This window comes from Streptococcus sp. HMSC076C09 (assembly GCF_001837905.1).
In the GTDB taxonomy this organism is placed as follows: Bacteria; Bacillota; Bacilli; order Lactobacillales; family Streptococcaceae; genus Streptococcus; species Streptococcus parasanguinis_I.
In genome coordinates, this window is sequence record NZ_KV834616.1 from 1 (window position 1) to 12,227 (window position 12,227).

Genomic DNA, 12,227 nt, shown 5'->3' on the forward strand with positions numbered 1-12,227 from the left:
TTCCGAAGTAGTATCTATCCAAGGATTTTCCATCACAATAACCTCTAATTCAAATTTATAACACTATTTTAACACAAATTTGAATATCCACTTTAATAAAATATCATTAATTAATGATATAATGTAATTATTAAGCTGCGAAAGGAAGTTTTAAATTGAATATTATCAATACTATTATTACTTCAGTCCTCACATCAGGGCTTATCGGTGTCTTTATTTCAGAGTATTATCAACGTAAAACCTTGGTTAAGAAAATGAAGAGAGATTTTGTTGTCGAATTCTTTGGTAATAGGTTTATGTTGAAGGATAACTATTATGGAGAAGTAGAAGAATTAAATAAAACATTAGGAAAAATTCCAATTGTTTTTTCTGATAATGAAGATGTGATTAAGTGTTACGATAATCTACTCTCAATTGCGGACGATAAAAATTTACTAAGATTGATTAAATCTATGTGTACAGATAAAAATGTAAAAATTGATATTTCAAATTGGGATGATGAAATGATCTTAAAAACTCTTTCGATAAATAAAAATTAATTTATTTTATTAAATTAATGGATAAATGTGAGATAGTACTATTATTTAAAACTCTATGTACTAAAAATTGAGAGCAAAAGTCTAAATTTGTTTAATATATAGAATTTAATAAAATTATGGATTTTGATATAATATATGTATCAAAAAACAAAGGAAATGCATGAAATAAACACGAACATAGTATACAATGATTATATAATCAATCGTATCTATTACAAATCTCAAAAACAAGTTTTTTTCATTGCAATTGAAAGTGAGGTATTTGCATGAGCCAAAAATTAGAAACAAAGATTCAACAAGCCCTGCGTGAAGTGGTGGAAAGTTTTGATGAGCGCTATGTCGTTGAAGGTTTGTTGAAAAAAGATGTAATTATAACAGATATAGATAATTATAAACCTGACTTGGTTGAAAAAATCTTAACAAATCCAATTCTAAATGAAGCGTTTACTGAGAATATTGCTGGTGCGATTATTTTGAAAATCAACGATATAATTCAAATGCTTGAAGTTGATGAATATTGGTCAAACTCTTACACACGTTACATTAACAAAATTGGACTATCAACGAATAATCGTTATTTGGATGAAGTGGCAGATGTTGTGCTAAATTTTCCATACAAAGATACTATCTTGAAGGCAGGGATGAGTAAAGATGATGTATCGAAGGAAGATGCTGAAGAACCCTTTTTAAATGAGATAGTTGCTCGAGAGGAGATTGATGTCCTCCTTGATGACAAGATTTTCAAAAATGTTAAGAAATATGAAAAAAATGGCTCTTCACCTGTATCAGAAATCAAGGATACGGATAATCTGATTATCAAAGGAAATAATCTGTTAGCACTCCATAGTTTGAAAAAACGTTTTGCTGGACAAGTGAAGTTGATTTATATCGACCCACCGTACTATTTTGAGGGAATAAAAGATGCCGATACGTTTCCTTATAATTCGAATTTTAAGTTATCCACTTGGTTAACGTTTATGAAGAATAGACTAGAAGTTGCAAAAGATTTATTGGATGACGGTGGAGTGTTGCTTGTTTCTATGGCAGAAGATGGTCAAGCCTATTTAAAAGTGTTGATGGATAATGTTTTTGCGAAGAATGATTTTGTTGAAACTTTTATTTGGCGGAATACTGATAACGCTGACTCACTTGGGAAAAAAAGTCGTAGTGGTGTGGAATATATCCATGCTTATGAAAAGAAGAAAGACCCAAGTGTTCGTTGGATTGGTAAGGATGCAGAAAATGGAGACGCACCATTATTAAATTCAAGTAATCCTATTGGGACACTTAGTTTCAAGGCAGGAGTTATTCGATTTAATATTCCAGATGGACATCATTGTGCTGGGCAAAAACCGTCAGTATTTCTTGAGGACGATTTAATAATTGAAAATGGGAAAAATAAAAATGCCATTCGGTTGACAGGTAAGTTTAAATGGGGACAAGACTATCTAGATAACGAAGTTTCAAAAGGAGGGGACTTTGTTATTAAAACAGATAAATTTTCTATTCGATATCAAAAAGCAGAAGCAGGCAATGTTGCCCCAGAAAAATTTATTGATGAACGCTATTTATCAAAAATATTTGGAGTAGGCACAAATGAGGATGCTAAAACTCATTTGAATGAATTAGGTTTTGACTTTTCATACTCTAAACCAGAAAGTCTGTTAGCATTTTTTATTCGAGCAGTAACTTCTGAAAACGATCTTGTCCTTGATTTCTTTATGGGGTCTGGCACAACTGCAGCTGTCGCCCACAAAATGAACCGCCAATATATCGGTATCGAACAGATGGATTATATTAAGACAATTTCTGTTGAACGTTTGAAAAAGGTGATTACAGGCGAACAAGGTGGTATCTCAAAAGACGTCAATTGGACTGGTGGGGGTTCATTTATTTATGCTGAGTTGATGAACAAAAACTCAACCTTTATTGATGCTGTCCTCAACTCTAAAAATTCTGATGAATTGAAAACTATCTTTGATGATATGAAATCCACACTTGATTTTGATTTCAGAGTGGATTTACAAGAAGTCAATCAATCTATCTGGGATGAAGAATTTGAAATGCAGAAAAAAATTCTCGTGAAGATTATTGATAAAAATCAGCTCTACCACAACTATTCTGAAATCGATGATGCAACTATTAAATCGCAACTATCTCAATCAGATTATGATTTTAATAAGAGTTTTTACGGAGAGTAATTATGGCTAAAAATACAAAGAAGAGAGAGCTGACGTTTGAACTCTTCGATGAGCTGAAACAGTTGGACATGGATATTTTGAACGAGCAACATGGTTGGGAATTACCAGACTATATTATAGAAAATCTCAAACATGAACCGCGCTCTTATCAGAGCGAAGCTATTCGCTATTTCCACTACACTCAAACATCAGATACTTTCAAGTTTCGAAAGCCAAGACAGCTTATGTTCAATATGGCAACTGGATCTGGGAAGACTGATTTGATGGCTGGTTTAATACTCTATCTCTACAAAGAAAAAGGGTATCAAAACTTTCTGTTCACTGTAAATACAAATGGAGTTCTGAGTAAAACAATTGACAACCTTACAAATGCTCAATCTACTAAGTTTCTTTTCAATTCCAACCTAGAAATTGACGGTGAACATATCGTTATTAACCAGATTTCAGGAAGATTTCCAGAATTTCCACTTTCAAATTCTATCAACATCAAATTTGTTTCAATTCAAACATTAAAAAATGAATTACTTAATCAAGCAGAAAATATCATGTCTTTGAACGATTATCAAAAAACAAAAATGATTATTCTTGCTGATGAAGCTCATCATTATTCTGCTTCTACTAAGAAGAAAACAAAAATCGAATTAGAAAAAGCTTCATGGGAAATGAGTCTATTGAAACTTCTTGATGCACATAATGACAACTTATTGCTAGAATTTACAGCAACACTTGATTTTGACGATGATACTATTTATCAAAAATATCGAGATAAGATTGTTTATCGTTATACATTGGATTCATACATTAAAGAGCGCTATTCCAAAAATGTAAGACGCATTCAAACAGGGAATTCCAATGAAGATAACATGCTTAGTACCGTTCTTCTGAGTGAATATCGTCGCAAATTCGCTCTAGAAAAATTTGGTGTTGAAATAAAACCGGTCATCCTTTTTAAATCACATAAAATTGATGCTTCCTATGAAGCAAATAATTTATTCAATGAGATGATTGAAAATCTGACAGTGGAAAGTTTAAGTGAGTTCCTTGTTTCGCAATCGAGAAGTATATCAGAAGAGCAAAGTCATACCCTACAACTGGCTTATCAGTATTATCTTGAATATGATGATCTCTCAACCGTTGTCCGAGAAATCAAGCGTGGATTTGCACCAACTAGGATTTTAAATGCAAATGATTCAGATAGCGGTGCAAAAGGATTGCTAGAAACAGGACAGTATCAGGCGCTCAATTCGCTTGAGTCACCAAGCAACCTGTATCGTGTAGTTTTTGCTGTGGCAAAATTAACAGAAGGTTGGGATGTCCTAAATCTATATGATATTGTTCGTATTAGTAATTTGGGTAAGAAAAATGATAACAGAGATGCTAAATCAACCAATTCAGAAGCTCAGCTGATTGGACGTGGAGCACGATATAATCCTTTCCCTTTAAATCAAAAAATCTCATACCAAAGACGATTTGATGAATCCGATGAAATAGCAAGTCTTCTATTGGAAACATTGCACTATCATACTCTTAATGAGCCACAATACATCAAAAATTTAATGGCATCACTTGATAAGATGAATCTTGTTACTGGAAAAGATGAAAAAAATCCTCCAATTGAAATTAAATTGAAGTCATCATTCAAGAAAACTCAAATCTATAAAACAGGTAAACTTTACTATAATGAAACCGAGGAAATTTCGGATGAACATTATGTAAATTTAAGTTCTTATGGAATTGATGTATCGAAGATAGCTAACGTACCTTATTTCAAATCAACATATGAAACAACCTACCTTGCAGCAGAAGAAGTAGAATCAAAAATATCCCAATTAAGAGATATTGATATTAGATACTTTAAAAAAGCAGTTAATCGTTCTAATTTTTACCGATTTGACAATCTGAGAAAATATCTTCCAAATCTTAAATCTATGGATGATTTTTGGGGTGAAAATTGGCTAGACTTGTCGAACCTTGTACTATCTGTCACGACAGAGAAGGAAACTATCGTTGAAGATTTTTCAGCTATTGAGAAACTAAAAATTGTTGACAACTTTTTAAATGTACTCGCTTCTAAAATAAAAGCTGGATATCAAAAAGAGAGGGGAACGAATCGTTTTATTGGATATCCTATTTCAGAATATCTGGCCGATTATCGTAAACGAGTACCTAACTATGATACAGCCAAACAAAGTATTTCATTTATCGAACAAAAGGTATATAACATTCCATTTGAAAAATTTGACTTTTTTGCTTATCAATCAGCTATAATCAATAGGAACGAAGAAAACCTAGTTAATGCTATTGCCAACCATATTGATGAACTAAGAGAAAAATATGGAGATGTTTTTCTAATTCGTATGGATGAAAATATGCTTAAAGGGACAGACAAAGTTAAATACTTAAAACTGCACCAATTCGAAGAAAACCCAAGAGAAATCAATTTTTCAGGTTTTCAACCAGACTTTATCTTACTTCTTCAAAACGCAGACTATTACCTTCAAATTTTTATTGAACCTAAAGGCGAGCAATTAGTAGAAAAAGATAAATGGAAAGAAGAACTTCTTTCCTACATCACTGAACATCAAGACGATTTAATTTTCGAGGATGAAGTAGATGATGTTATTATCAAAGGGCTTAAATTTTACAACAAAGAAAATAGTGAGCAAACTCTTAATCAATTAGCACAAATTGCTCTTAGTAAGCCAAAATTTGGTGGTAATATTAGAATGAACTTGTTCTAAAAAACGATTTCCTGATGGAAATCGTTTTTTGATATTATCATTAACTTTTACATACCTAACACTATATTTAAGAAGGCAATATAGTCTTCTTAATCGTTCTCTTTTTACTCCTCAATAGGAGTAAAGTTACCCACTATCTTTCCAATAATTCGAGGATTTTCCTCATAAGGCGCATAAATATCATCATACTTCTCATTTATTGAAACAAGTCGTAGATAGGTTTTATGGAGATACACCTTTTTAACGTAGGTTTGATTATTTAACTCAACCGCATAAATTTGTCCATCTTCGATATTTGTTGATTGCTTAATCAATACTACATCGCCATCAGGTAAATCAGGCTCCATTGAGTCACCTACTACATAAACAAATTCTATCCAACGTTTAAAAAGGATAAGTAGCTGATAATATATAGCGGTTTGCATCGTAACGACAAGTAGGTGGATTACGATTATTTGGAATATATAAAATCTATGATGAGAGGTACGTGATTAGAGGTATCAGATACTAGATTTAGATATATTTGAAGGAGTTATGATGAATTAACTTCTAGACCACATCAGCATTTAAGAGGATGGGAAAATTAGAGTACCCTTCACTGAGGGAACTGAGGTACAGTTACAGAAAAAGAAAGGCTGTAATAACAGCGGGAAAACATTTTCGTTACAGCCTATTTTGCGTTTTTGTGGTATACTGAAATTGTTAAATGACTTTGAAAGTAAACAAGAAAAATAACTATTAATGCTTTTATATTTGATACTTATATTTTCAAAAGTATAATATAATCAAAGATATTGCAGATGGATAATAAAATATGACTAGAGAAAAAGAGTTTAAGACTATTGAAGAGCAGATTTTGATTCAACGGGACAGGAACTTGAAGATTACCGATGAGCCAGGGATGGAAAGTTTTATTCAGCAGAAAAATTATTTTAATTCTATAAATGGTTTTGAAACTATTTTTTTGGAGACCTCTAACCCTAAAAAATATATGAAAAGAGTCTCTTTTAAAGATTTTGAGAGAATATACACATTGGATAGAAATATAGCTAAGTACCTATTTCAAGAAATCGAAAAAATTGAGGTTGAACTGAAGTCGAGAATTGCATACGAATTTTCAAAAGTTCATTGCAATAGTGGTATTGCTTCTAACTTAAATTATTTAGATATCAATTGTTATGTGCTACCGATAGCACACAATCGAAATTCTTTTACAGAGTATTTTTATACTCATGGAAATAATAGAAAAACGCATTCTTTTTTTAGAGAGCATAATATTTCTGCCAAGATTAAAGATGTAATATTTACAGGTAAAATTAGTCCCTCTCGTAACGGATATTACAACCTAGAAGGTGATTTTGATGGAATAGTTGATGACCTTAAAAAAAATCAATACCGAGGGAGATTTTCAATAAAAATTTCTAATACTCCTAGTTATATTTCTTCATTAAGTGGTTCTATGAATGTGACGATTCAAATTAAAAACATAGAGGGAAGATTTTTTGAATTATCTTATTCTGACTTCTGTAAAATAAAATATCCATATATTTCTAGCTATAAAAATCCTCCGCTTTGGGTTATTATTGATACACTAATGTTAAATGACTTGTTGGTTTTATTTCAAGGATTAGACATTGCTATACAAAATAAAATTATGAGTGAGATGGGATTTGATTCCTCTATTAGTGGGAGTCGGGAGAAATTTGTTAACGCTTGTGAAATACTACGTGAGTTGAGAAACCAATTGGCACACTTTGGTCTCATAACCAGATATAGGACGGGAAATAGTATTCTAATCAATAGACTTTTTATATCTGATTTGTTACTTACTCCTAAAAGGAATAATAGAGTTTTAAAGTTTTATCAAAGTTTAAAAATTTTAAATTCTTTTAATAGATTCTCTCTTAAAAGGATTGATCGAGCTATTCAATCATATTACTTAAAAAACATGTTACTATTGAAGTTTGATATTAATAAAAATTTTTTTAATAGAATTGGCAAGTAAGTGTTGCAAAAAGTTGCTGGTTATGATAGAATAATATAGTTATATTTTAGTGCCACGACGGCGTGAAATCCTTGAAAGAGGTTTTCAAAAGGTCATAAGGGGGAAGGTTGACAAACTTTCCTCCTTATTTTATATATTTAGGTAAGTTTAAAAAATTGTTGAAGATGTTGATTTCTGAAGTAACTTGAATTTTATAGAGTTTACATGCAGTTCAGAATTTCTGATTTATTATCCAGAGGATAGAACCGCTTATTGAAGATATTTTAGAAAGTTAATCATTACTATAGTTAATATTTATTTCTACAGTATAATGCTAAAATCACTTTTTTCGCTTTCGTTTATTAGTATAGAAGAAAGCTATCACTAAATGAGGAGAAACCATGAGGGATATTCTCAGTTGAATAAGTAAGAGTATAATCTACATCTCCAAAGTAGGAGTGGCCAGTTCCAGCAGAAAGACCTTCATAGGTTTTATAACTGAATAGATCGACTACTTTGTTATCGAATTTTTCCTGTTCTTCAAGTAATTCTGAGGAATAGACGACAACTTTAAAAAACTAAAAGTTTATGTACAATTGACTTAACATGAGCTAAACAATTGATACAACTGAATTAGAAGCATAAAGTACATTCTTTAAAAAGTGTACTTTATTTTTGTTTTGTACATTATTTTAGGGGTGAATAATGTATATTTTAGGTAGTGAGTTAAAGTGATTATGTAGTAGATTCAATTGTACATTTTAGTGGGTATGAAGTAGATGTGGTGAGATGGAATAATGTACATTTTAGTTCTATATTTATCTGATTAAATCATGTAAAAGCCGTGTTATAATTTAGAAAAGGAAAATTATACTTTTAGGAGGACAACATATGAGCCGTAGTGATAAATATACAGTAGAGTTAAAGCCTTCAGAATTAGATATTAAACAAGCTTACCTTGACTACCCTAAATTAAAGAATTTGCTAGAAAATTCTTCATATGATGACGGTGGATTCTACATTCTGAATAACAATAAGATGTTTGATGATGATAAATGGCCTAGTATTTGTCAGCATAAAATTATTTTGGACGAAAAACAAAATATTGAAATTAAAACAATAAAGGTATTGTTGTCTAAACGGTTTAATAAAAACAAAGATAATTCTGAATCTTCCGAGACTCATAAGGAAAAAAAAGGGAAGTATTTAGACTGGAGCACTAAACCTGATAATGCCTATGGCAAACAACAAATAGACATTGATTGTTCAGTGTATTCAAGTGAGGATATTTTTAATCGAGGACATTTAATAGCAGATTCAATTATTGCTTATTGTGACGAATTTGATTACCGTAAACGGGAAAACTTCGTTATGATCACTAATTGGTGCAATCGAGCTAATACTAAGCACAAAACTGGAAAAGCTTGTGGTATGTTCTATTTTGAGAATGTTATACTTAATACATTAGAAAAAGGAATTGATGTTGAATATAGAGTTACGCCTATCTTTAAAAAGAATTCAGAAGGGGCAGAGCAAGAATTTGAATACCTTCCTAGAGGTGTTATTTTAGAAGCTAAAACGCCAAATAAAGAAGCGTTTGAAGTAGAAGAAGACGATGTTATCATGAATGAATTTAATGTCTTTATCCCAAATGCTCAGAAAGGTTTAGACATCAATTATAAAACAGGTTCAATAAAAGCCAATTCATCCTTAACTGAAGTAAATGTGAGCCCTGCCGACCCCATAAAAAAATTATCTAAACATATTATAAAGGACGCACTATCAACTATTGCAACTTATCCTAAAGTAGCAGAACAAGCTAATCTATCAAGAATAGCAGCTGCTACAAGCCTGTTGAAAAATAAAGAAATTGCACAACTTCCAAAGAAAATAAATAGTATGATAGAACAATCGGGTTCGAAGAGATTTTTAGAACAGAATAAGGAACTGTTCAAGAGTCTAAATAAAATGTCACAAATCTTAGAACAAAGTATTGCCACAGACTACCGCATAGAATTAAGGAGACAGCTTTTAAATTTATCTGAGGTAGTAAAAAATGCTCTTACTCCATACACGGAAGAAGAGAGAAAAGGGATAATCGCTAAAGTAGAAAGTTTTGCTGATAAAGGCTGGGTTATCTTCTTCCAAGACAGAGCAGTCGTTAATCAGCTTTTGTTAGACGATACTGAAGAAATTGAGGTAGAGTGGTTAGATAATCTTAAAGAGATTATTGCAGATACATCTAACGTAGAGTATTTGGCGAAATCACAGTATTTTTCTTATCATCTAATCCAGTCAATGGCAATGAGTTATTCAGAACAAAACTACTATGCAGCCTACACCCTTGCTTCATTAGCTATTGATGGAGCACTTAATAGATTAGCAGAGCCATTATCTAGTGATGCAGATAAGATGATAGCAGTTGGACACAGGGCGATAAGAAAAATTAATAAGCAAATAAGTCCAGGAGAAAAAACGGTTTTTGACTACGGCCTTTTGCATTGGTGTTATAACTTTTTTGCAGATACCCAACGATTTACTATTAACTATCCAAATAGACACATGATTGGACATGGACGTTGGGATGACGAGATTTCAGAAGAAGAGTTTTTAAAACTATTTAATGTGTTACTTTATCTTGAGGAGAATTTTGATTATTGGGCAGGAATTATTGATGAAAGATGAAAATTGCTAACTTTTGGCTGAAGAGCTGGTTTCACTCAAGTAATAGCAGAAGAAGTGGCGGTTCACTTGTACATTTTTTAAATATAAGAAAATGTATATTGAAATTTAATTGTCTTAAATATTATCAGAACTTAACGGATATTAAGATAGACATTACTTTTCTTTCATTTTGAAGGGAAAAACATTGACAAAGCCTTTTAACAGTGTATAATATAACTATAATATGAAAAAACGCAGGTGACAGATGTGTGTTACTTGCATTTTTTGTAGTAAAAGGAGACTAGAAAAATGTCTGATTACATCTTTCAGGATAAGACTGACCTTGTAAATCATTTGTTTTATAAATTAAACGAAGCCTCTCCAATTAAAATTCAAAAGACTTTATATTTCCTATTTGCTTTTTATGGAGCAACATACGGAAAATTATCAGGTGAAGAAAGCTTTGGGGAATTAGAATCTGTTAATTACACTAATTTCTTATTTGAACCTAAATTCGAAGCATGGAAGTATGGACCAGTTGATGATGATGTCTATACAGCTTACCGTGAAGACCTTTATGAAGCAGTAGAGTTGACTGAAGATAAATTAAACGAAAAACTTACCCCTTCAGAAAAAAGGAACGTGATTCAATTTATTGACAGCATCATTCAACAAACTAATGAAGTTGATGATTTTACATTGGTTGATAGAACTCATGAGGATGATGCATGGCGTGTCCCGTTTGAGGAAAAAGAGGGTGAAATGCATATAAAAATGGATCCTCAAGTAATTGTTGACGAATATGCTGAAAAATATGCGTAATGAACAGTTTTCAGTTGATGTGTTCGGTAACAAGCCGAAAATAAAATTCCAGGATAAAATATTTAATTCGGAATCATACACACCACCTAACAAGATTGATTTTAAAGATATTAAATTAGAAGTTGTTTTTAAAAAATGTTCAAAAAAATTTGTTAATCTACCTTCTTTAAAATTTTCAAATATGAAAAGTGAATTGGGTGGTGATTCAAAAACAATGTTATGTTTTAAAAAAATCATTAATGAGCCATCCATTATTCAAAACAACTCTACTCAAATTAATATTAAAAATAACGATCAAGGCAAACGAATAAAAGATATCCTTTATAATTTTTTAGACAAAACTTTTGTTGATTTTCATGAATCATATTTTAGAAAATCATCCATTTTGGACAATTTCAATATTTTGTCGCCTCATGAGGGAAGATTTAGAGTAATTTGTGTTTATACAATTAAACCTTCGTCACATAAAAAAGAGAGACTAAAACATTATTTAGAAGTAGTTTTACTCGATCCTTATCATTTGTTTATTCCTAGCAAACTTTGCGATAAAGATGAAATAACTGGTAAAAACAGATTGTTAACCAGTGTAGAAGCTATGAATCGAACATATGAACAGGTTAAAGATTATAATAGAGAGTTCTCACTTGAAAATATCAATTAAAAAAGAATCAGTCGATTCTTTTTTTATATTATTTTAAAATTATGCTTTTTAATTTATCTTCTACAGAGTCTCTATGTACTTTAAATATCTGAGCTGGGTTTAGTGAAAAATTCCTAGTGTTATTAACTTCATAACAATGCTTATAATCTCGTAAACCTTCAATAGCTTCATACCATTTTGCAAATGAGCGAGTAAGAATTATTATCACTTCATCATTTTTGTCATCAATTCTTTTTTTAATTTTTTCAAAGAGGAATTTTTGCGTAGGAAGGTAATCTTTTATTTTTCTATTACTATTTGGAGAAGTACCTTTACCTAATTTGTCATACATATCGTTATAAGATATAGAATGGTAGGGAAAGAACTCAGCAAGTGCAATTTTTTTAGTTATCTTTTTTAAAGATTTAATAATTTTTTTGTTATATTTTTCTTTATCTTTTTCAATATCTTTTTCATCATGGTCTTCAACCCAGCATTTCATTTTATTTCCCCAATATCCTAGATCACTTTCATTTGCTAATTCAAATGCGTGGAAGAATGGTTTTTCCATTTCTAGATTTTCTTTTATGGTTTGTTCGTATTTAGTGCCGTTTTTATTAGTGCTGTTTTTATAAG

Annotated in this window: 8 protein-coding genes and 1 pseudogene; 7 read left to right on the forward strand and 2 right to left on the reverse strand. The window is 31.1% G+C overall.

Annotation, left to right across the window (positions count from 1 at the left end; translation table 11 throughout):
- The first annotated feature begins 155 nt into the window (after positions 1 to 155).
- The 3 genes from HMPREF2704_RS02035 to HMPREF2704_RS02045 all read left to right on the forward strand — a co-directional run bounded on the left by HMPREF2704_RS02035 (position 156) and on the right by HMPREF2704_RS02045 (position 5,481).
- A complete protein-coding gene (locus HMPREF2704_RS02035) occupies positions 156 to 539 on the forward strand; it encodes a DUF6680 family protein (protein WP_070845512.1) in 384 nt (127 codons plus the stop codon).
- A gap of 266 nt (positions 540 to 805) precedes the next feature.
- Positions 806 to 2,740, forward strand: a complete 1,935-nt coding sequence (locus HMPREF2704_RS02040; protein WP_070845513.1) for a site-specific DNA-methyltransferase — start codon at positions 806 to 808, stop codon at positions 2,738 to 2,740.
- Positions 2,741 to 2,742: 2 nt separating this feature from the next.
- Positions 2,743 to 5,481, forward strand: coding sequence for a DEAD/DEAH box helicase family protein (locus tag HMPREF2704_RS02045; RefSeq protein WP_070845514.1), 2,739 nt, complete (start codon positions 2,743 to 2,745; stop codon positions 5,479 to 5,481).
- A gap of 104 nt (positions 5,482 to 5,585) precedes the next feature.
- On the opposite strand, the gene HMPREF2704_RS02050 is transcribed toward HMPREF2704_RS02045, so the two are convergent.
- Positions 5,586 to 5,906 (reverse strand): S24 family peptidase, encoded by a 321-nt coding sequence (locus HMPREF2704_RS02050; protein WP_367400480.1) that lies wholly within the window; start codon positions 5,904 to 5,906, stop codon positions 5,586 to 5,588.
- A 389-nt stretch (positions 5,907 to 6,295) separates the two neighbouring features.
- Between HMPREF2704_RS02050 and HMPREF2704_RS02055 the strand changes: the two genes are divergently transcribed.
- The 4 genes from HMPREF2704_RS02055 to HMPREF2704_RS02070 all read left to right on the forward strand — a co-directional run bounded on the left by HMPREF2704_RS02055 (position 6,296) and on the right by HMPREF2704_RS02070 (position 11,612).
- Positions 6,296 to 7,486, forward strand: coding sequence for an Abi family protein (locus HMPREF2704_RS02055; protein ID WP_070845515.1), 1,191 nt, complete (start codon positions 6,296 to 6,298; stop codon positions 7,484 to 7,486).
- Between the two features lie 870 nt (positions 7,487 to 8,356).
- Entirely contained in the window at positions 8,357 to 10,150 is a 1,794-nt protein-coding gene (locus HMPREF2704_RS02060) for a DNA/RNA non-specific endonuclease (protein ID WP_070845516.1), read from the forward strand.
- Between the two features lie 288 nt (positions 10,151 to 10,438).
- Positions 10,439 to 10,951 (forward strand): Panacea domain-containing protein, encoded by a 513-nt coding sequence (locus HMPREF2704_RS02065; protein ID WP_070845517.1) that lies wholly within the window; start codon positions 10,439 to 10,441, stop codon positions 10,949 to 10,951.
- A complete protein-coding gene (locus HMPREF2704_RS02070; RefSeq protein ID WP_070845518.1) occupies positions 10,932 to 11,612 on the forward strand; it encodes a hypothetical protein in 681 nt (226 codons plus the stop codon). Before HMPREF2704_RS02065 ends, HMPREF2704_RS02070 begins: the two co-directional genes overlap by 20 nt.
- A 28-nt stretch (positions 11,613 to 11,640) precedes the next feature.
- On the opposite strand, the pseudogene HMPREF2704_RS02075 reads toward HMPREF2704_RS02070, so the two are convergent.
- Positions 11,641 to 12,227: pseudogene (locus tag HMPREF2704_RS02075) on the reverse strand (hypothetical protein); the annotation flags it as partial.

Coding starts and splice junctions, on each gene's coding strand:
- HMPREF2704_RS02040 (WP_070845513.1), top strand. CDS start 806: ATGAGCCAAAAATTAGAAACAAAGATTCAACAAGCCCTGCGTGAAGTG.
- HMPREF2704_RS02045 (WP_070845514.1), top strand. CDS start 2,743: ATGGCTAAAAATACAAAGAAGAGAGAGCTGACGTTTGAACTCTTCGAT.
- HMPREF2704_RS02050 (WP_367400480.1), bottom strand. CDS start 5,906: ATGCAAACCGCTATATATTATCAGCTACTTATCCTTTTTAAACGTTGG.
- HMPREF2704_RS02055 (WP_070845515.1), top strand. CDS start 6,296: ATGACTAGAGAAAAAGAGTTTAAGACTATTGAAGAGCAGATTTTGATT.
- HMPREF2704_RS02060 (WP_070845516.1), top strand. CDS start 8,357: ATGAGCCGTAGTGATAAATATACAGTAGAGTTAAAGCCTTCAGAATTA.
- HMPREF2704_RS02065 (WP_070845517.1), top strand. CDS start 10,439: ATGTCTGATTACATCTTTCAGGATAAGACTGACCTTGTAAATCATTTG.
- HMPREF2704_RS02070 (WP_070845518.1), top strand. CDS start 10,932: ATGCTGAAAAATATGCGTAATGAACAGTTTTCAGTTGATGTGTTCGGT.